Source organism: Burkholderia sp. MSMB1072, from assembly GCF_001524725.1.
Taxonomy (GTDB): domain Bacteria; phylum Pseudomonadota; class Gammaproteobacteria; order Burkholderiales; family Burkholderiaceae; genus Burkholderia.
In genome coordinates, this window is record NZ_LOYC01000057.1 from 232,024 (window position 1) to 251,880 (window position 19,857).

At 62.6% G+C, this 19,857-nt stretch carries 18 protein-coding genes and 1 pseudogene; 2 read left to right on the top strand and 17 right to left on the bottom strand.

Features of this window, described 5'->3' with window-relative positions; genetic code table 11:
- Positions 1–246: 246 nt before the first annotated feature.
- The 16 genes and pseudogenes from WS89_RS34770 to WS89_RS27355 all read right to left on the bottom strand — a co-directional run.
- Positions 247–1,365 (bottom strand): annotated as a pseudogene (locus WS89_RS34770) (S10 family serine carboxypeptidase-like protein); the annotation flags it as partial.
- A gap of 177 nt (positions 1,366–1,542) precedes the next feature.
- Positions 1,543–1,953 (bottom strand): hypothetical protein, encoded by a 411-nt coding sequence (locus tag WS89_RS27285; protein ID WP_156440616.1) that lies wholly within the window; start codon positions 1,951–1,953, stop codon positions 1,543–1,545.
- A 60-nt stretch (positions 1,954–2,013) separates the two neighbouring features.
- Positions 2,014–2,643, bottom strand: a complete 630-nt coding sequence (locus tag WS89_RS27290; protein ID WP_059501762.1) for a hypothetical protein — start codon at positions 2,641–2,643, stop codon at positions 2,014–2,016.
- Positions 2,644–2,793: 150 nt separating this feature from the next.
- Positions 2,794–3,525, bottom strand: a complete 732-nt coding sequence (locus WS89_RS27295; RefSeq protein WP_156440617.1) for a hypothetical protein — start codon at positions 3,523–3,525, stop codon at positions 2,794–2,796.
- A 3-nt stretch (positions 3,526–3,528) separates the two neighbouring features.
- Positions 3,529–5,928, bottom strand: coding sequence for a fimbria/pilus outer membrane usher protein (locus tag WS89_RS27300; protein WP_059795037.1), 2,400 nt, complete (start codon positions 5,926–5,928; stop codon positions 3,529–3,531).
- Between the two features lie 23 nt (positions 5,929–5,951).
- Entirely contained in the window at positions 5,952–6,713 is a 762-nt protein-coding gene (locus WS89_RS27305) for a fimbria/pilus chaperone family protein (protein ID WP_059795040.1), read from the bottom strand.
- A 61-nt stretch (positions 6,714–6,774) separates the two neighbouring features.
- Positions 6,775–7,494, bottom strand: a complete 720-nt coding sequence (locus tag WS89_RS27310; RefSeq protein WP_059795043.1) for a DUF1120 domain-containing protein — start codon at positions 7,492–7,494, stop codon at positions 6,775–6,777.
- 33 nt (positions 7,495–7,527) lie between these two features.
- The gene (locus WS89_RS27315) at positions 7,528–8,298 is read right to left on the bottom strand and encodes a DUF1120 domain-containing protein (protein ID WP_059501752.1); all 771 of its coding nucleotides are present in this window, start codon (positions 8,296–8,298) and stop codon (positions 7,528–7,530) included.
- An 89-nt stretch (positions 8,299–8,387) separates the two neighbouring features.
- Positions 8,388–8,618 (bottom strand): hypothetical protein, encoded by a 231-nt coding sequence (locus WS89_RS34015; protein WP_060354180.1) that lies wholly within the window; start codon positions 8,616–8,618, stop codon positions 8,388–8,390.
- 196 nt (positions 8,619–8,814) lie between these two features.
- Positions 8,815–9,096, bottom strand: coding sequence for an H-NS histone family protein (locus WS89_RS27320; protein WP_059501750.1), 282 nt, complete (start codon positions 9,094–9,096; stop codon positions 8,815–8,817).
- A gap of 503 nt (positions 9,097–9,599) precedes the next feature.
- Complete coding sequence (locus WS89_RS27325) at positions 9,600–11,897, bottom strand: TonB-dependent siderophore receptor (protein ID WP_082741988.1); 2,298 nt, start codon at positions 11,895–11,897, stop codon at positions 9,600–9,602.
- 190 nt (positions 11,898–12,087) lie between these two features.
- Positions 12,088–13,098, bottom strand: a complete 1,011-nt coding sequence (locus WS89_RS27330; RefSeq protein ID WP_082741989.1) for a FecR family protein — start codon at positions 13,096–13,098, stop codon at positions 12,088–12,090.
- A gap of 45 nt (positions 13,099–13,143) precedes the next feature.
- Complete coding sequence (locus WS89_RS27340) at positions 13,144–13,638, bottom strand: RNA polymerase sigma factor (protein WP_059501742.1); 495 nt, start codon at positions 13,636–13,638, stop codon at positions 13,144–13,146.
- 517 nt (positions 13,639–14,155) lie between these two features.
- A complete protein-coding gene (locus WS89_RS27345) occupies positions 14,156–14,758 on the bottom strand; it encodes a class I SAM-dependent methyltransferase (protein ID WP_059795054.1) in 603 nt (200 codons plus the stop codon).
- A 243-nt stretch (positions 14,759–15,001) separates the two neighbouring features.
- Complete coding sequence (poxB, locus tag WS89_RS27350) at positions 15,002–16,723, bottom strand: ubiquinone-dependent pyruvate dehydrogenase (RefSeq protein WP_059795058.1); 1,722 nt, start codon at positions 16,721–16,723, stop codon at positions 15,002–15,004.
- Between the two features lie 147 nt (positions 16,724–16,870).
- Complete coding sequence (locus tag WS89_RS27355) at positions 16,871–17,371, bottom strand: Lrp/AsnC family transcriptional regulator (protein ID WP_059501736.1); 501 nt, start codon at positions 17,369–17,371, stop codon at positions 16,871–16,873.
- A 197-nt stretch (positions 17,372–17,568) separates the two neighbouring features.
- Between WS89_RS27355 and WS89_RS27360 the strand changes: the two genes are divergently transcribed.
- The gene (locus WS89_RS27360) at positions 17,569–18,585 is read left to right on the top strand and encodes a 1-aminocyclopropane-1-carboxylate deaminase (protein ID WP_059501734.1); all 1,017 of its coding nucleotides are present in this window, start codon (positions 17,569–17,571) and stop codon (positions 18,583–18,585) included.
- 197 nt (positions 18,586–18,782) lie between these two features.
- Here WS89_RS27360 and WS89_RS27365 read toward each other — a convergent pair whose 3' ends face one another.
- Positions 18,783–19,595 carry a hypothetical protein gene (locus tag WS89_RS27365; RefSeq protein WP_257128251.1) on the bottom strand — a complete coding sequence of 271 codons (813 nt, stop codon included), beginning with the start codon at positions 19,593–19,595 and terminating at the stop codon, positions 18,783–18,785.
- 1 nt (position 19,596) lies between these two features.
- Between WS89_RS27365 and WS89_RS34775 the strand changes: the two genes are divergently transcribed.
- On the top strand, positions 19,597–19,857 hold a 261-nt coding region (locus WS89_RS34775), incomplete at its 3' end, for a hypothetical protein (RefSeq protein ID WP_257128252.1).

Here is a 19,857-nt window from a genome sequence, read left to right on the forward strand (position 1 = left end):
GATCAGGCTCACGTCGGCCGCCACCCCCAGGTTGGTCGTCGTCACGCGGCCATCATATGCGCCGACGCTGCGTCCCGGCACGAGGTTGCGCTGGAACGTGTCGGTATCGACGAGCAGTTTTGCCTTCCGCACCAGCGTCTCGTCGATGCCGATGTACTGCGCAACGCGTTGCACGGCCGCATCGCTCGGCGCCGGGAGACTGGACGCCGCGTCGGCAGCATCGAAATACGCCAGCGTTTTCTGTAGCAGCACGCTTGCGTTGGGTTGCGTCTCGAAGTACGCGATGATGTCCGTCCATTTCATCGACGACGGGCTGCCTGCCGCCGCGAAAGCCGCATCGACACCGGCAGACAGGATCGGGTCGTAGCGTGTTGCCGTCACCGCCGCATTCGCGGCGATCGCGTCTTTCGCCAGCGTCGCGAAGTCACCCGACGCGAACTGCGCGGCCTCCGACATCACACCGGCAAGCGTCGTCGCCTGGGTCGGCGCGGTGAACTTCTTGTGATACCACGCATCGGCGACGTAAGTCGGTAGCAGGCCAACCGGATCGTCGCCATGGCGGAAATCGAGAATCGACGATTGCAGCACGATCCCGTTCAGATCGACGCCGTCGCTATGCAGTGCATTCGCAAGCACGGCGGTACGCGGTGTACCGTACGACTCGCCGTAAAGAAATTTCGGCGAGTTCCAGCGCTGGTTCGCGGTCAGGTAGCGCTTGATGAACTGCTTCAGCGAAGACGCATCCTGGTCGACACCCCAGAAGTTCCTGTTCTTCGCCGGTGCGATCGCCGTCGAATAACCGGTCCCCACCGGATTGATGAACACGAGATCGGTCTTGTCGAGCAGGCTGTCGGGATTTGTCTCGATCGTGTATGGCGCCGGCGGCGTGTAGTCGGGCATCGAGGTCTTGATTCGCTTCGGCGCATATGAGCCGAGCAACAGCCAGACCGCAGCGGAACCCGGCCCGCCGTTGTAGAAGAACGTGACCGGACGCGTGTTCACATCGTTGCCATCGGCGGTGTATGCGACGTAGAAGATTTTCGCGTTTGGCTGCGAGCTATCGGGATCGGTCGTCACGAGATGGCCCGCCGTCGCAGTGTATTGGATTGGCGTCCCGTTGAGTGTCACGACGTGATGGGTTATCGCGCCGTCTTCGTTGGTATCGTCGATCGAATCGTCGGCTCGGTTGCCGTAGGCGATCGGATCGAAGTACGGCTTGTCGGCCGCGAGCGTAGGCGTGCCGGTCGGCGTTTCGACCGGCACGGCCGACGAGGCCGACGGACCGTCGTCGCCGCCGCATGCGCTCGACAGCACAGCGCTCAACACGAGCGCGGCCGGCAAACGCCACGCGCGACCGTTCGACATTAAATCATCCGATCGCGATTTGATTTGCGCATATTTTTTCATAGCCATCCTGATCTTCATGTTTAAAAAAACAACGAACATCAAACACGTAACTACAAAATAAGCATTGCGAAACACATCAACGACCGCCAACACCAGAAAATGCCTCTCCCGGCGGAATTCGCTCTGGCCCGCCAGCTAACCGGAAGCCTGCGCACCGGCTTCGCGCCCATTCTCGTGGCGCGCAAGTGCCTGTTTTATCTGCGAGACCGTGAACGTCAGAACCGGATCAAGATATATCGAGATTTCATCTGCACCATAAATCCCGGCCGCAAATGCGTCGAAAACCGCCCAGCAAAATGGAGACAAGTGCGTATTCGAAACGACGATCAGATTTCCCATCGCACGAAGCCCGGCGTCACAGGTGACCTCGCTCTTGAGAAACGCGACGGCCAGCCGGCTGGCCAGCATGTCGCACATCAGGCTTCGTTCGTTGACCGTACTTCCACCCGCTTTCTCGATATCGCCGTTGAAGAGCCCCGCAGCGATCCAGCGATTGAACAGATGCTCGCCCATACGTCTTCCGTGGCGCTGTTGAATTCGGCTCATTCGTTTCCTCGCGACACGCGTGCTCACATGAACGATTACATTCGTCTCTCGACGAACCGGCTACGATCGACCACGGTTCGCCGTGCAGATGTCGCGCAGCGATCGCAGCGCGCGGGCATATTCGGCGTCGTACGCAGGTTGACTGGACAACGGTGCCGTCGCGTGCGTATGTGCCGGTGCAGGCGTTGCCGCGACCCGCGTGACGGAATCGGGCTCGGTGCCCGCGACGTAGTACAGGTCGTACCGGCGGTGAGTTCCGCCCCCCGTTTTCCTGATCACCCGCCCATCCCGGAGCAACAGGGAGAGCAGCGCCGTCGCCCGGTGTAGCGGCAGCACGTGCCGCGTCGCGATTTCCCGGACACGATGGCCGACACCCGGTTTCATCGCCTCGAGTACGTCATGCGCACGCACCTCGACCACACGCCGGGCTTCGTCGTGAGCGCACAACGGCGTGTTGCCCGAAGGAAGAAAGAAACACACCCTGCGGCCGCCGTCGGCGTTCTGAAACATGCCTTGTTCAAGCTTGCCGGCAGCGACCCAGTGTTCCAGCCACGCCCGAACCGCCGAGGTTCTCAAGCCGAGTTGACTGGCCAATCTGGCCGGCTCGTAGGCTCGGCCCGGCTCGATGACGTCGAGAATGCGTTGTCCGTCCGACATGATCGCCGCCGAATAATGCTGCGTATTGGTCACCGATTTTCTCCTCGATTCCGATCGATCATTACCTCGGGGACGCCGTTCCAGTACGGCTGACAGGCATCGACACATGGCTTCATACCCGTTCTTCCAATACGCTCGATGCATCCGTTGCCGTCCGTCGAAACCTGCGTCGCCGTCGCGTCGCTACTTTTCCCAGCGGAACAGACTGAACTGAAGCGAATTCGTCAGCAACAACGCACCGGTCGGATGCGCCTTGGTCGAGTCGAGATTCGCTTCGACGGTCAGCTGAACGCTCGCCTGGCTGAACGGCGTAACGTTCGGCTCGCCCAGCACCAGCGTCTTCCCCGGCAGCCACTTCACTTCGTCCTGCCAGATCTGCGGAACCTGTCCGGGCGTGTCGACCAGCCCGACGCGAATCGTCCGCCCGTCGGCTTGTGCCGAACGTGCGGTAACGGTCACGTCACCCGACTGCCCGAACGCATATCGAGCCCCGTCCGGACGCGTCTGCCCATGCAACGTGATCGCGACATACCCGGGCTGCGGGCAGGCAACCTGCAGATTCGTCCCCCGGGTGCCGATCGGGATCTGCGTGCCGGGTGCCGCATTTGCCGCCGCTCCGCTGTTGTAGCGCCCGAAATCGATCTTCGCGCTGCTCAGCGTCAGCACACATTCGGACGATGCGTTCCCCGGCGTGCCGATCGCTTGCCCGATACGCCCGAACGGCCCCTTGTTGAATGACGTGATATTCCTGCCCGGCGCTACAACCTGGCCTGGCGAGAGAGCCTGACCCGGCGCGACGGGCATACCCTGATTGAACGGCTGGCCCGGCAACGGCAAACCGGCGTGCGCCGGCGTCATGCAACACGCGATGACTGTCGCGACCAGCGTTCGACTCGTACTCGATAGATTCGACATGAATCAGTTCCCCGCGCACACGGTCGACGCGGTCTCGTAGATCGCGTTGTCATCCGGATGCGCATTCGGCTTGAAGTGAATGAAGCACGCCGGCCCGGCCTCGGGCTTGAGCTGAAGCGCGCCGTTTGCGAACTGCTCGGCGTCGACGAACAATTTGCTTTCGGGGCCGACGATCGTCAGGAACCGGCCGTCCGGCGCCAGCACGCTCGCCCCTTCGAGCGACTTGCCTTGGGCATCGTGCACCGTCAGCAGAAGGCGACGGATGCGTACCGCCTTGAACGCCACACGGCCGACCGAACCGCGCCCCGCGTCGAGCACGTTGACGGCATCCTTCACCTCCACGTTTCGCGGCAGCCCGTCGACGCCAAGCTCGAGACGGCTGTTGCGATACGGCGTCAGGTTGGGCGCGACGGCGCGGCCCGAATAGTCCGTCCATACCGGGCCCGCCGGCGTGACGATGCGCGCACCCGACAGGTCGCCCGCCTGCATGACCGCATAGGTATCGCCGATCGCATACGGCGAGAACAGCGGATGCATGCCATCGAACGCAACGCCGCCGGTCAGGCTTGCCGAATAGGACTGCGCGCTGTCGCTCGTCGCGGTGGCCGTTGCGCCGAACTGCGTGTACTTGGGCAGCACGCGAACGCTTGCGCTGTAGTTCTGATGCCCGCCGGGCGCCTGCGTCGCCGCGGCCACGTTGTAGCCGAAGTAGTCGTTGACCTGCTGGTCGTAGGTGACGCCAGCCTGGGTCTGGTCGCCGGTGCGGAATACGTTGGCCGACACGTATCCGGCGTTGTCGCCGATCGGGAAGCTGATGTTCGCGTAGTACAGGTTCGACATGCCGCGCCCGGAACCGATATCCGCGCTCACCGACACCGATACCTTCTTGAAATTCTTGTTCCAGCTCAGCAGCGCGCGGTTGCTGTTCGAACCGTCGAAACTGGCAATGCGCGTGTAGCCGGCACTGAAGCCACCGAAATTCCGTGTCGAATAGGACACCGTGGTATTGAACGTGTCTTTCGTGTTCGCGTAGTACAGGTCGAGATAGCTCGGCGAGTCGGCCAGCTCGCGGTAACCGCGAGTCTGATGCGTCACCGATGCGCTGAGCGCCATCGCTTCGGTCAGGATCGCACTGATCCCCGACTGTCCCTTGAAGCCCTTGTGGTCGATGCGCGCGTCGTCTGCGAATACCGAGCGCACATACGCGCGAACGCGCCGCGTCGGCGAACCGTCCACCGCCAGCCCGATCGACCGATAGTCTTGCCCCACCAGCAGACCCGTGGTCAGGTTCGCGTGGAGGTGCGGCAGCGGCATCACGTCCGTCGCGGTCACGAACCAGTTGCTCCGCAGATACGAGACGTCGCCGCCGATCGTTCGCGGCTTGCCCATCGCGAACGACACGCCCTTCTCCGGCGAGACGAAATTGTTGGCGAACGACGCGGCAGGCACCATGAACCCGTGCCGAGAGCCGTTGGCCTCGATCACGGTGACCTGCAGGTCCGAACTGCCGTTGATCAGCGGCAGCCGGTTCAGCGTAAACGGCCCGGACGGAACCAGCGTCGAATAGATCAGCACGCCGGCTTGCCGCACTTCGACTCGGGAAGGTGTCTGCGCGATTCCCGAGACGCTCGTGCTGCTGTCTTCGCCGAGCTGCATTTCCGGGAAAATCTGCACACCGGTAAACAGCGGCGCGGAAAACAGATTGCTGCGCAGACTCAGTTGGCCTGCCTGAAACGTCGACTTGTATTGCGTGAACGTGCGCTGGATATAGGCTTCCTGATGCTGGAACTGACTTTTGCCGTCCTGCCCGGAGTAGATTTCGTGGCTTCGAAACAGCCAGTCGCCCGCGTTGAAGCCGAACGTCGTGTCTGCGTAATACGTGTTGCTATGCGAGCCGGGCGCCTGCGTGCGAACCGTGAACAGGTTGTAGTTCAGCATCGCACCCCGGCCGCCTTGCCCGTAGACGGGCGCGGGATCCCGCGAGCGCACCGCTTCCGGCGGCACGAGCAATTCGAGCGTGTTCTGCGACGGCTTCGGCGTCGTGACCGCATCCGGATAAACCGATTTGAGGTTAACGCAGGCCGTCGCCGCTTCGCGCCCCGGCCATTCGACGTTGGCGCGATCGAGCACGTCGTGCGTCAGGCACGGTGCGCCGTTCCGATCGAACTGCACCGTTGTCGTCGCCATCCGCGTCCCGTTGACGATCAGCGTCACCGAGTTCGCGCCGGACGGAAACCGCGGCTCGGCGCTGTAGTAATCCGCCACCGCCGGCGAGATACCCATCGACTTGAGCGTCTCCACGTCGAATTTCGTGTCGGCCGCATGCGCTGCCGATACGGCGCCGAGACCAAGCAGGATGCAGTGCGTCAGCGTCCGCGTCGGGAAGCATTCTGGGTATTGCATGTAGGTGATGGGCCGCCGATTTGTTATTGAGGAGTGCTCGTGGCCATGGCGGAGGCCGCGCCGGTCGACGCGGTTGCCGCGTCAGCGGTGGACGAGCCGATCTTCGCGGGATACTTGCCGACGATGTAGCCGTACAGCGAAGCCGGACTGATTTCGATGTCCGTATCCGACGCGCTCGGGGCTTTCGTCTTGATATCGAGCGTCTCTCCCGGCAGGATGTAGGTCCGGGGCAATGCAACCGCGGTCTTGCTTGGCAGAAGCGTCGCCGCTTGCGCCATGCGCACGACGTACGGGCCGGGATTCTTCACCGAGAATCCGGACGCGTTGCGGGCCCATGTCAGCAGCTTCCATGGCTCGTCGTTCCGGGCCAGGTTCTTCGGCCGGATGATTACGGGAATGTTCTGCCTGATCGAGATGTGAACGGAGTTGTCGTCTTTCGGCGGGACGCCTTCGAAACTGACGCGCTCCAGATGCTCGACCTTGATGTCGTCCTTGCTGACCAGGAAGAATCGTACGACCTGCGTATCGCCCGGCTCGACCCGTGCGACCGGCGGGGTGACGGTCAGACGCTGCACCGGCTCTTCCGGGATCTTCTCCAGGCGCGTCACCATCAGCAACGGGCCTTTGTCGTTGTTGAGTACGCCAAGCGACGCCTCCCCCTTTCCTGCATCGACCAGTACCACCGAGGACTCGAGCTTGAGGTTGTCTGCATGGCTTGTCGTGCTTAACAGCGCGAGGCTGGCGATAATCGGCACGCCATATTTATTAGCAATCCTGTTTTTCATGATAAGCACGAGAGAAAACGTCTTGAAGACGAGGCGCCGGCGAGACGGCGCCTCGAGGCCCTTACAGGTAATACACCGTGAACGTCGCGTTGCCGTCGAACGTGATGTTGCCGCTCGTCGGCAGTGCGCTCGACTGATTCACCGTCGGCGTCACGACAATGTTGGCTGTGAAGGTCTGGCCGGTCGATGCGGCCGTCGACGACGAGCTGTCCGCCCACGTGATCAGGTTGGTGGCGTCGCTCGGGTTCACGACCAGGCCTGCCGACGTCGACGCCGCCGGCGCCAGCGTCTCGTTCGTCAACGTGATCGTGGCCGGGGTCTTGGCCGTACCACCCACCGCGAACGTGTTGGCCGTCAGCGTGTAAGCGCCGATGTTCTTCGAGCTCGACTGGCCGAGGCCGAACGCATTCGTCGCGCTCGTCGTCCCTGCTGCGATACCCGACGCCCAGTTGGCCGTCAGCCCGCTCACCACGCTGGCTGCGCGGTTGTCCTTGACGCCGAATGCCACCTGCGTATTGCCGGTGCAGGTGATCGTCAGCGGGACCGTCTGCGGATTCGTCAGCACGGTGCCGGTCGCATTGTTGGAAATGCTGCTCAGCGGCGTCGTGCCGAATGCTGCATTACCGTTTGCGCCGAGCGACAGCGTGCACGACGGCGGCGTGATCGTGCCCGTCACCGTCAGCGTCGCGGTCGGGCCGGGAACGGGCGGGCCAGCAAACGATGCGCCGGCCAGACTCAGTGCGGCGCCAGCAAGCGCCGCTTCGATGATTCGTTTTTTCATGTCGTCCTCAAGCTAATGTGTCACGCTCGAACATCAGATATAGAAAATCGTGACGGTCGCGTTGCCGTCGAGCTTGATATTCGTGTTCAACGGAAGCGCGCTGGTGTTGTTGATCGTCGGTGTGACATACAGATTCGTCGTAAACACCTGACCCATTACCGGTGCGGTGGCGGTGACGCTCGAAACCCAGGTCCAGTACCCGCTCGGTTGCGAATACGCCTGAACTGCGGTCGCGTGCGAGTAAGGACCGAAGCTGCCCTTGCTGTCCGCGCCGTAGGTCGCGGCAGCCGCACCCGCGGTTCCATCGACCGCAAACGTGTCCGCGGTGATCGAATAAACGCCCACGGCAGTGTTGTTCGTGCTGCTGACCGTACCGAGACCGTAGGCCAGATAGCCCGGGCACGAGGACGCGCATTTCGCAACGGTGCCGCTGTTCAGTTGCAACGTCACATTGCTGCCGGACTTGATGCTTGTCAGGCTGGCAGCGCGATTGTCCAGAATCCGAAAGGCGATCTGCGTGGGAGCCGAACAGGACACGGTCATCGGAATCGGCGCCGAGGTAGGCAGTGCGGTACCGGTCGTCGACGAAGCATTCAGCGATGCGCTGCTGATGGTGCCGTAATCGGCTTTGCCGCCACCTTGCAACGTGACGTTGCAGGTGCCGGGAACGAGCGCCCCGGTCACGGCGAGCGTGCCCGTTGCCGACGATGCAACCGGCGTCCCCGAAGATGCGGCGAAAGCCGTCGATGCGCTTGCGAGCAGCGAAATGGCCGCAAGCAGGGTGAATTTCTTGTTGAGTTTCATTTCAACCTTCCACATGTCGATCAAATTTGTTCATCCAGAAAAAACCATCAATGAAATCCGTCCACCTCCTTGAAATAATCAGTTTCATGTCACGACGACGAGTTCGACGCGTCGCCATTTAGATCAAGCCGATTCTGCAATTCATCTCTCTCCGTGGATGCCGATCTCCGATTGACAATCGATATCCTTGCAGCCAGCGTCACGTTGTCGAGTTTGGCGATCACGCTTTCCGCCACTTCGTTGTCGATCCAAAATCCACGTGCTTCGTCCATCAACGCCTGCTGCAACGCCTGGATTCTGACTTCCCGAAATGTACTCACGTCTCATTCCTCAATAGCGTCCGCCACCAATCTCCGTCTTTCAGAATAAAAAGTGCGCATGAGGGGTGATGATGCGCAAAGTGTCCGGTTACGAGGATTACCGGACACGGCCAAAGCTGTATGAACCTCGACGTCTCGATGCACCGGGAACTGCGGCGGCATTATTCGCAGCCGCCTCCTGCTACGCCGTTTCGCGTCACTCCGTCGACTCGAGTTCGAAATCTCGCCTATTCTTGCCTTTCAACCAGAGCGGCTCACGCCCTCTTCCACTCCACACCGCCCCGCTTTGCGGATCAAAGTATTTCGGCTTGATTTTTCGCTTCTTTCCGCCAGGAAAAAGCTCGCTCGAATCAAAGTTGAATTCTTCGATCGCAAGCATGATTTCAATGAGGATTTCGTCACGGACCAGCTCACGGTCCCTGGCGATCTGCGCCTCCAGCTCACATTTCCTTTGTATATATCTGGTGAATTTATCCATCGCACGCCCGACCCTATGCCTCTGCTCCGGAATTCAGTGCTTGACCAAATCCTTAACAGAATGACGATCCGCATCACCGACATGTCATCGCCGCGCCTATACAATCAGGAATCCATATCGATTGCCATGGAGTTTCACGCTTCGAATCGATGCCAACACCACCTCACTGCCTTGCCGAGTTCGTCGACGGGGACGCTCCGCTCTCGATCGGCCATACGCTGATGCCGTACGAACGCCCAGCCGGCGTGACGAGCCAACTGTCGATTGCCAGACGAAGTCGTTTCGACGTCTCTATATGCAAAGGCGAATGACGCAGGAAAACGGACCAGTCGATTTTTTGCAAAAATCTCTATCGGGCCTCCGACATTGATTATGCTTTTATATTTCAATGACTGCCGTCTGCCTCGGTCCGAGCCGGGACTGCTGCTCCCGGCGGTATTCGGCATCGATGCCGCGCGGCAAGATACCGTTGCGGCCGGTTGCCGGTACGGAAGGCGCCGAGGCTAGATGTCGCGGCGTGCCGTCAGATAGACCAGCCTGCCGGGCTGCAGAAACGCTTGATTGTTGGTTGCACCAGACTGGTAGAGCACACGATCGAATACGTTCTTGACGCTGAGCGTGGTGGACCAGTGCTTCGCCCGATACCAGATGCCGAAGTCGGTTTGGGCCTGCCCCGGCAAGCGATTGCCACTGCCTTCCCCGACGAATGTTTCGGTACGCGCCAGCACGCCGATGCCGCCGCCCCAGCCCTTCAACCGTTCGCCCTGAAGATCGTAGGTCAGCCACAACGAACCCGCGTGACGCGGCAGACCCGGGCCGCTTTGCACGGCATTGTAGGCGTAGCTCGCATTGAGGTTGAGGCCGGGCAACAATCGCCCGATTGCGCTGGCCTCGACACCGCGGGTCACCTGTCCACCTTGCAGATCGACGAGGCCGGTACCCGGGATTGGCTGAACGACGGTTGCCGACTCGGTTCGAAACACGTCCGCGGTCAACGCCAGGCGATCGTCGAGCAGATTCAGCTTCACGCCTGCCTCGACGGAACGTCCCGAATACGGCGGCGGCGTCCCACCTGTCGTCAACGTATAACCGTGTCGCGGATAGAAGCTGCGCATCGAGCTCGCGTAGACGGACAAGGTGTCCGTCAGCTCGTAAAGCACGCCGAAATTGGGCAACCACGCATGCTGGGATGCCGCGCCGGGCGACTGCGACTTCCCATAGGCAACGCTCGCCGTCACATGCAGCCGCCCCCAGGACAATTGATCTTGCAGATACGTGTTGCTGAAGTAATTTTTCCCGGGATCGTTGTAGACGAACGACCCGTTATAGGGAGGCAATACAGGGCTCGGAAATGGCGCCGCCAGCAAACTGTCGCCACCGGCCGGAAGACTTGAACTTTCCCAGCTCACCGAATACTGGAACCCGGCAAGTACCACGTGCTTGACGGGGCCGGTCGAGAATCGGGCATTCAGGTTGTTGTCGGTCAATACGTTGAGTACATGATGATCGCCGGCCAGTGCATTGAAGTAGGCCGAGTCGGGAGTCGAAGCAAAAGATACCGGCCAGTATCCGGTATTCGAATATTTCTCGATATAGCGCGAATAAACGGTGCGACTTTCGATCGAGAAGATCTCGTTGAATCGATGCTTGAAATCGACGTCGACGTCGTCCGACTGGACGAGCGTCCCGCCAGGCTGGGCCGTCGGCAAGGACACTTTCGCCGGCGACCCGTCAGGGCCGAACAGCGTCGTCGCATTGAGCGGCACGTCCTGCACCTGATGACGGTAGCCGACGACGATCGATGTGCCGGCCGATTTCCAGCTCACCGACGGTGCGACGTAGAGGGATTTGGAACCGTCGTATCCATACGTGCTCTCGCCGGTTCTCTCGGCCGACAGGACAAAACGATAAGTCAGGCGCTTGTCGCCGCCGAACGGGCCACCCAGGTCGATCGCCTGTTTCCAGTCCCCGAACGAGCCGACCTGCACCGCCACCTCGCGCACCGGCTTCTCGGTCGGCTGCTTGGTGACGACGTTGACGATCCCGCCCGGATCCATTGCGCCGGCCAGAATGGAGTCCGCCCCCCTGAGCACCTCGACCTTCTCGATGCCGTCGATCGGGATGCTCAACGCGCCGGCGACCTGCGAACTCAGCCCGAGCGCCGTCGGCAGACCGTTGACCGTCACCGGCGCATTGAATCCGCGGACGGTCGCCTGGGCCTGGACGCCGCCGTAATTGCTCGTCGTCACGCCGCCGAGATAAGCGAGCGCATCGGATACCGACTGCGTACCCTGACTCTCGAGCAACTTCCGGTTCAGAATCTGAATCGACTGCGGGAGTAGCACGATGGGTGTGTCGGTGCGAGTCGCCGCGCTCGACGATTCGCTCACGAAGCCCTGCGCGTCGGAAATCGCGCTCGCGTTGACCTCGATCGTCGGCAACACGGATTCAGCCGACTCCGGCAGCGCCGATTGCGGCGCCGAAGACGACGCCTCGATCACATAAGTCTTGTCGCCGCGTGCCACGGCTTTCAGTCCGGTGCCGGCCAACAGGCGATCGAGCGCGTCGCGCAACGACATGTGCCCCGATACGGCCGGCGCTTGCCGGCCCGCAACGAGCTTGTCGGGCGCGAGAATGTTGACGCCCATGGCGCTCGCCAGACGTACCAGTGCACTGCCCAGCGGCTGGGCGGGCAACTCGACGGCCGATTGAGCATGGAGTGGCGAACTGAACAGTGTCCACAGGGCGGCAGCGACGCGCGCCAGCCCCTTCATCCTGTTGCCCGCCCGTGCTTTTCCCATGCTCGCCCGCCCCACTTCGTCCCTTTGCACCTGATCGACGCGACACACGCGCCACGCACCTCTTTGTCAATGAGGCGAACGAGACGCAGGAAGGGACCAGTCGGCAGCCTGCAATTATTTTTACCGACAGCCGCCTTCGATAGCGGCAGTCCGCACCCAGACGGTCAGGCGACGCATGCCGTCGAGCGTATCAACGACGCGGCGCAATCACGGCCGTACCCGCCGGCTGAATGTCGACGGTCACCGGCACGACGCTCGATAACGTCTTCAACAGCAAGTCGGGGTCCGCACTGGAAAACCCGCCCGTCACGCGATAGTCGCCCACCCGTGCATCGGCGAGCACGATCGGCTGCTTGCGATAGCGCTGCACTTCGTGGACGACGTCCCGCAACGGCGTCCCGTTGAATTGCAGGCGGTTATCCTTCCAGCCGACCATCGCATCGAACTGCTGTTGGTCCTGCAGTTCGACGTTCCCCACGCGATCGGCGCGCGCGGCCTGGCCGGCCTGCAACGGTACCGGCGCAGCGCCTGCGGACGCAGTCAGCTCGACCCGGCCTTCCAGCACGGCAACGTCCACGCCATCGGTCATTTTCCGCACCGTGAAGCGTGTGCCGATATCCCGGACGTTGGCCGTGCCCACCGACACGTCGAACGACCGCACCAGGCTATGGGCAACCGAGAACAGCGCCTCGCCCCGTTGAATCGTCGCATCGCGCGAGCGGAGCCGGTTCACGAAGATCACTTCCGTATCGGTATTGAGCGTAACGTGACTGCCGTCGGCGAGTGCGACATCGACGTGCTCGCCGATCGAGGTTCGCAGGTGCTGGCTCGTCAGGATCGGGTTGACGATCCAGAGCGTCGAAATTGCGCCGAACAATGCGAGCGCTGCGCCATAGGTCGCTACGCGAACACCCGTACGCCGGCCGCTCGGCACGGGCCGGGAAATTCGCTCTTCGGTACGAGCTGGAGGGTGAACGGCGGGACCTACGTGCCGCTTGTACCGTCGGCCGAGGTCGTCGCTCAGTGCATCGACGACACGCTCCGCCGCATGATGATCAGCCAGGTACTGGCGCCGCTCCGGGATATTGCCCGCCCACGATTCAAGCTCGATTTGCGCGCGCGACTTCTCCGCGTCGCTACCGAACATCAGCGAAACGAGCAAGTCATCGGCTTTGTCTATCTCGGCCTGGGTAAGTGGCATGTCGACTGTCAACGGCGGCCCCGTGCAATGCGCGCGGTTGCGCAGTTATAGCACAGCGTCCCGACACGCTTTCATTGCCTGAACCAGGTACTTCTTGATGACGGTCGGACTGATGTCCATTTCCTGCGCTGCCTCTTCGTACGAAAGGCCATGCAACTTGCAAAGCACGAATGCTTCGCGGCACCGGGGCGGCAACCCGTCCAGTGCCCGCGTCACCTGATCGAGAGACTCGCGCGCGATGCATTCGCGCTCCGGCGTCACATCGGAACGCACGAGCCGGTCAATGCCTTCGTCGCCGACGTCTTCGCACAATTGCTGGGGGAAAAATCGGCGGCGTCGCGCCGCATCGATCTGCAAGTTATTCGAAACATGGAACATCAGCGCAGCCGGCGACCGCACTTCGTTCTGCTGAGCATAGCGAAGCGCCACCTCGAACGAAGCCTGCGCAAGATCGGCAGCGTCGTCGCTGCTCAGCCGCCTGGAAAGATAGCGGCGCAGGTCGCTGTAGCCTCGCAGAAGCTCGTCCAGCACGCCAGACATTTATCGCCCCGTTCGTCAGTCGAATGTCATGGGGCGCCGAAAATCCCCAGCGACCCCGCCCTTTTTTAACCGCGCGTCCATCACTCCGTTCACGGTGCCTGTACCTGAACGCGCCGATCAGCGCACGCCAACAGAATCGTCCCTGCACGGAAATCGACGATCCGATGTCTCGTATGGAGAATATCGCGTCAAAACCTTACGCCATGCATACTGAATTCTCGCACAAGACTCATCCATCACTGTCAACAATTGAAAATTGACTTTGACGATTCGTGTCGAGGCAGTGCGGTCAATTCAGAGAACATTTAAATCGACATCGGATCTGGCCGCGCACAATCGAACGCACGACATCGCAATATTGAAAACCGGAGCTGTCGGCACCGCCGCGGAAAGCATCGTACGCACTCGAAATCCAGGCCGACGGAGCCGTGGACGTAGAAACGCATGCCGCAAAGCCACGACCGGGGCGTTCGCTACGCAACGCGTTGTCAGCGCGTTCCAACACGGTCGCATGATGTCAATACTCGACGAGTCGCGGCGTTTCGGCCGCAGCATTGCGCACGGTCACGATGCGCGCAGGTGGAAAATTTGCCCAGACGATCCGGCTACTGCAGGCAGTAAATGCCGAATCACCTAGCGGATGGCGGCCAGGCGGCCGCAAATCGTACGTAAACTGAATCATCACACCGTCGGCCCCCAGCACGCGACGACATTGACCGACGATCGCCGCCACGTCGTCACGCGGCAGCGTGCGCAGCGGCAGGCACGAGACGATCGCGTCGACCGTGGCCCCCGGCGGCAGCAGCCGCTCGAGTTGCCGCGCGTCGCCCGACACGATCGAGATCCCGGGAAAGCGTCGCCGCAGATGCCGCACGAACGCCGGCGAGCGTTCGACCACCACGAGACGCCGGGGCGCGACGCCGCGTTCGAGCAGCGCAGCGGTGATCGCGCCGATGCCGCCGCCGAGTTCGACGACCAGCCCGTCGCCGTCCGGCACCGCATCGGCCATCTCGCGCGCCAGATGCCGCGAACTCGGGCACAACGCGCCCACCGCGGCCGGCCGGCCGACCCACTCGCGCACGAACAGTGCCGAGACACGCCACGCGTTCGGCCACGTCATAGGCGGGTCTCCGGCGCTTGCGCGGTCGGCGGCGGGGTGCCGATGACTGCGCGGGACAGGGCTACGGCGACACGGGCAAGGTTCATGCGCATCCTCCTGGGCGAATCGGTCCGCCGCGGGACACGCGACGATCAATCGATTCTAGGAAACGCAAACTTAAGGTGACGTGAAGATTGTCCCTGATTTACCCGATCAATTCGTGCCGGATCAGCGGCCGGCGCCCGTCCCGCTTGCGCCGCCCTCTCACCGCAAATTCGTTCTCGCCAGTTCGACGATCTCGTCGCCGCGCCCACTGAGGATCGCGCGCAGCATGAACAGGCTGAAGCCCTTCGCATGCGCAAGCTCGATCTTCGGCGGCATCGCGAGCTCGTACTTCGACGTGACGACGTCGACCACGGCCGGCCCGTCATGCTCGAACGCCGTGCGCAACGCGTGCTCGACGTTCTCCGAATGCTCGACGCGCACGCTGAAAATACCCGCGCCCTTCGCGATCGCCGCGAAGTCGGTCGGGCTCAGGTCGACGTTCGTGTCGAGATAGCCGGCCGCCTTCAGCTCCATCGACACGAAGCCGAGCAGGCTGTTGTTGTACACGACGATCTTGATCGGCAGCTTCAACTGGCGTGCGCTCAACAGATCGCCGAGCAGCATCGACAGGCCGCCGTCGCCCGACAGCGACACGACCTGCCGGCCCGGATGCGCGCCCTGCGCGCCGAGCGCCTGCGGCATCGCATTCGCCATCGACCCGTGGTTGAACGAGCCGTGCAGTTGCCGCTTGCCGTTCATCGTCAGGTAGCGCGCGGCCCAGAGTGTCGGCGTGCCGACGTCGGCCGTGAAGATCGCGTCGTCGGCCGCGACTTCGTCGACGATCTTCGTCAGGTACTGCGGATGAATCGCGCGGCCCGGCGGCTCGGCCACCGCGAGATCGTCGAGCCCCTTGCGCGCGGCCGCGTAGTGCTTCAGCGCATTCTCGAGGAAGCGCCGCTGCGTCTTGCGCGTGAGCCGCGGCAGCAACGCCGCGATCGTTTCCTTCACGGTGCCGACGAGCCCGAGCGCGAGCGGCGCGCGATGGCCGAGTTGCGAGCCCTTCCAGTCGATCTGTGCGACCTTCGCATGGGTCGGATAAAACGGCCGATACGGGAAATCGGTGCCGAGCATCAGCAGCGTGTCGCACGATTCCATCGCGTGATAGCCGGAGCTGAAACCGATCAGCCCGGTCATTCCGACGTCGAACGGGTTGTCCCATTCGACGAACTGCTTGCCGCGCAGCGCGTGCACGACCGGCGCGCCGAGCGTGTCGGCCAGCGCGACCACTTCGTCGTGCGCGCCCTGCGTGCCGCTGCCGCACAGCAGCGTGACCGCGTCGGACCCGTTGAGCAGCGCCGCGAGCCGGTCGAGATCGGCATCGGCCGGCAGGATCGACGGCGGCGCCGCTTCGCTCCACGCCGGCGCCTCGTCCGGACCGTCGCCGAGCGCGATATCGCCCGGCAGCACGATCACCGCCACGCCGCGCTCGTCGATCGCGGTGCGCATCGCGCGCGCCAGCACGCGCGGGAACTGCGATGCGTTCGTCACGAGTTCGGCGAAGTGGCTGCACTCGCGGAACAGCTCCTGCGGATGGGTTTCCTGGAAGTAACCGAGGCCGATCTCCGTGGACGGAATGTGCGCGGCGATCGCGAGCACCGGCTGGTGGTTGCGGTGGCAGTCGTACAACCCGTTGATCAGGTGCAGGTTGCCGGGGCCGCAACTGCCCGCGCACACCGCGAGCCGCCCGGTAGACGCCGCATCGGCGCCGGCCGCGAACGCCGCGCTTTCCTCGTGCCGCGTGTGCATCCAGCGAATCGAGCCGATCTGGCTCAAGCTGAACGACAGGCCGTTCAGGCTGTCGCCCGTCACGCCCCAGATGCGCTCGACGCCCGCTGCTGCAAGCGTCTTCGCCAGATATTCCGCCATCGTCTGTCTTGCCATGATGCCCTCACAGTTGGGTTGTCGCGACATGCAGCATCTGCCCTGCATCGGCGCATGATAGTCAAGGACGCGAATCGGCGTATGAACGGTGCAATCGCGATTCGTTCCGCGCGGACGCCCGACGCGAAAACCCGCTGCCCTGCCGCGCTACAGCGGCAGCGCATGCGTCGACAGGATTTCCTTGAGCACCATGAACGAGCGCACTTGCCGCACGCCCGGCAAGTAAAGCAACTGCTCGGCATGCAGCCGGTTGAAGCTGTCGTTGTCGCGCGTGCGCACGAGCATGAAGTAGTCGAACTCTCCCGTCACGACGTGGCATTCGACACACCCCGACACTTTCTGCGCCGCCTTCTCGAATGCGGCGAACGCTTCCGGCGTCGAGCGATCGAGTACGAAGCCGATCACGACCAGCATCCCGGCGCCGAGCGGCTTCGGTTCGAGCAACGCGACGATGCCGCGGATCAGCCCCATTTCCTTGAGCCGCTCGACGCGCCTCAGGCACGCCGGCGCGCTCAGCTTCACCTTCGCCGCGAGGCTCACGTTCGAGATCGACGCATCCTGCTGCAGTTGCCGCAGGATCGCGCGGTCGATGCGATCGAGCGTCGGTGCGGCGTCGGCTCGCGATGTACTGCCGCCATCTAATTTCATTGCGTCAACTCCCATTTCAACGAATTGAAATTGCTTAACCTGCATTCATATCGTCGATAACGTAGGTCTACACAATTCATTTCGCAAGCTCATTTCCCGCGCTTCTGCCTATCATCTTTTGCATCGGAGCCCGGCCTGCCGGCAGCGCCCGAACGATCCGCTTTCCCGTCTTGTTTCCCTTTCCGGAGCCTCCGCCGATGAACCTGCAACGCTTCCCCCGTTATCCGCTGACGTTCGGCCCGACACCCATCCAGCCACTCGAGCGCCTGAGCGCGCATCTCGGCGGCAAGGTCGAGCTGTATGCGAAGCGCGAGGATTGCAACAGCGGCCTCGCATTCGGCGGCAACAAGACCCGCAAGCTCGAATATCTCGTTCCGGACGCGCTCGCGCAGGGTGCCGATACGCTCGTGTCGATCGGCGGCGTGCAGTCGAACCAGACGCGCCAGGTGGCGGCCGTCGCCGCGCATCTCGGGATGAGGTGCGTGCTCGTGCAGGAACACTGGGTCAACTATGAAGATCCGGTGTACGACCGGGTCGGCAACATTCAGTTGTCCCGGATGATGGGCGCCGACGTGCGGCTCGTCTCCGACGGCTTCGACATCGGCATTCGCCGCAGTTGGGAAGAAGCGATGGAGAGCGTGCGGCAGGCGGGCGGCAAGCCGTATCCGATTCCGGCAGGGTGTTCCGAGCATCCACTCGGCGGGCTCGGATTCGTCGGCTTCGCGGAGGAGGTGCGTGCGCAAGAAGCGGCACTCGGGTTCAAGTTCGATTACGTCGTCGTCTGCTCGGTGACGGGCAGCACGCAGGCCGGCATGGTCGTCGGCTTCGCGGCCGACGGGCGCGCGGATCGCGTGATCGGGATCGATGCGTCGGCGAAGCCCGAGCAGACGCGCGAACAGATCACGCGGATCGCGCGGCATACGGCCGAGCTGGTCGGGCTCGGCCGCGATATCGTCGAACAGGATGTCGTGCTCGATACGCGGTACGGCGGCCCCGAGTATGGCTTGCCGAGCGACGGCACGCTGGAAGCGATTCGCCTGTGCGCCCGGCTGGAAGGCATGTTGACCGATCCCGTCTATGAAGGGAAATCGATGCACGCGATGATCGACAAGGTACGGCTCGGGGAATTCGAGCCGGGATCGAAGGTGCTGTACGCGCATCTTGGCGGGGCGCCGGCGTTGAGCGCGTACAACGAGATCTTTCGCAACGGCTGACGGCGCCGGTCGAGACAGTGCGCGCTCGGCGTTTCCGGCGCGCCCGATCGACACACGTACAAAGTGAAATGTCGCCGGCAAGCCGGCGACAAACGATGCGGCCACGGATGTAGCGCACCTGAGGCACTCGATTCAATGCGCGCGGGGCATGTTCGACGGAACGCGCCGTGCGATGCAGCCGCCCCGGACGCGCCCGCTCAGTTCTGCGTGAGCGGATTCAGCGTCGTGCACAGGAAGCCCGTGCAGTTGGTCGGTTTGAAATAGAACGACGCGCTGCCGCCTCCCGTCACGATGTCGCTGAGATACGCGTATCCCTGAGCCGCCAGGTTATTCGACTGCTGAACAAAGGCGGCGCCGGCCGTCTGGATTGCGGTCGATTGATAAGCGAAAGTGGGCGACTGCGTCTGGTCCTTCACATAGACCCATGCGACATCGCTCCCGAACATGTTCGCCCCCTTCGCACGAAAGCCCTTCGCCCCCTCGCTGTTGGCCTGCGCAACCAGATCAGCCACATTCGATGCTTGCGGCAGCGCTTCGTAGGTGTAGGTCGCGCTCGACGCGTTGTCCTTCATGTACAGATTGCCGGAGCCCGATGCCACCATCATCGGACTGACGAACCAGTAACCCGACTGCCCCTGGCCATTTGCCTGCGCAAGAAATGCGGCTTGGCTGGTCGGCAGCGCCGCACTCACGTACGAATAGGTGGACGACGAGCCGCCGTCCTTCCGATAGAGATAGCCGTACGATAGCGGGCCGTCGTAACGGTAACCGCTCGCGCCCTGCGCGTTGGCTTGAGCAACGAAGCTCGCGACATCGGCCGGTGCGTCCTGAAGCTGATATGTGTAGGTCGGCGCCGTCCCGTCGTTCACGAAGATCGAAACCGTCGCATTGTCGGCCGAGTAAAAGTAGTCGCCCAGATAGCGATAGCCCTTTGCACCTTCGCCGTTGACGAGCGTCACGAAACTCGCCTTGTCCGATGCGATAGGCTTCGTCTCGTAGCGCAGCGTCACCGTGCTGCCGCCTGACCCGCCGCTGCCGCCGCTTCCCGTGCCGCCCGAACCCGTCCCGCCCGACCCCGTGCCGCCCGTTCCACCGCCACCGTTGTTGCTCGTCCCCGATCCGCCGGACGCCACAGACGAGGAATTGTCGTCGCCGCCGCAAGCGGTCAGCGCAACGCAGGTCAATGCAATCAGTACAGCGGCTTTCATCGGGGTCCCCTTTCAAACGAACTGGACGAACGAAGCCGGCACGCGCGCATCGCGCCGCACGCAC

Coding starts and splice junctions, on each gene's coding strand:
- WS89_RS27345 (WP_059795054.1), bottom strand. CDS start 14,758: ATGACGTGGCCGAACGCGTGGCGTGTCTCGGCACTGTTCGTGCGCGAG.
- WS89_RS27315 (WP_059501752.1), bottom strand. CDS start 8,298: ATGAAACTCAACAAGAAATTCACCCTGCTTGCGGCCATTTCGCTGCTC.
- poxB (WP_059795058.1), bottom strand. CDS start 16,723: ATGGCAAGACAGACGATGGCGGAATATCTGGCGAAGACGCTTGCAGCA.
- WS89_RS27295 (WP_156440617.1), bottom strand. CDS start 3,525: ATGTCGAATCTATCGAGTACGAGTCGAACGCTGGTCGCGACAGTCATC.
- WS89_RS27330 (WP_082741989.1), bottom strand. CDS start 13,098: ATGCCACTTACCCAGGCCGAGATAGACAAAGCCGATGACTTGCTCGTT.
- WS89_RS27320 (WP_059501750.1), bottom strand. CDS start 9,096: ATGGATAAATTCACCAGATATATACAAAGGAAATGTGAGCTGGAGGCG.
- WS89_RS27305 (WP_059795040.1), bottom strand. CDS start 6,713: ATGAAAAACAGGATTGCTAATAAATATGGCGTGCCGATTATCGCCAGC.
- WS89_RS27360 (WP_059501734.1), top strand. CDS start 17,569: ATGAACCTGCAACGCTTCCCCCGTTATCCGCTGACGTTCGGCCCGACA.
- WS89_RS27340 (WP_059501742.1), bottom strand. CDS start 13,638: ATGTCTGGCGTGCTGGACGAGCTTCTGCGAGGCTACAGCGACCTGCGC.
- WS89_RS27310 (WP_059795043.1), bottom strand. CDS start 7,494: ATGAAAAAACGAATCATCGAAGCGGCGCTTGCTGGCGCCGCACTGAGT.
- WS89_RS27325 (WP_082741988.1), bottom strand. CDS start 11,897: ATGGGAAAAGCACGGGCGGGCAACAGGATGAAGGGGCTGGCGCGCGTC.
- WS89_RS27300 (WP_059795037.1), bottom strand. CDS start 5,928: ATGCAATACCCAGAATGCTTCCCGACGCGGACGCTGACGCACTGCATC.
- WS89_RS27285 (WP_156440616.1), bottom strand. CDS start 1,953: ATGAGCCGAATTCAACAGCGCCACGGAAGACGTATGGGCGAGCATCTG.
- WS89_RS27355 (WP_059501736.1), bottom strand. CDS start 17,371: ATGAAATTAGATGGCGGCAGTACATCGCGAGCCGACGCCGCACCGACG.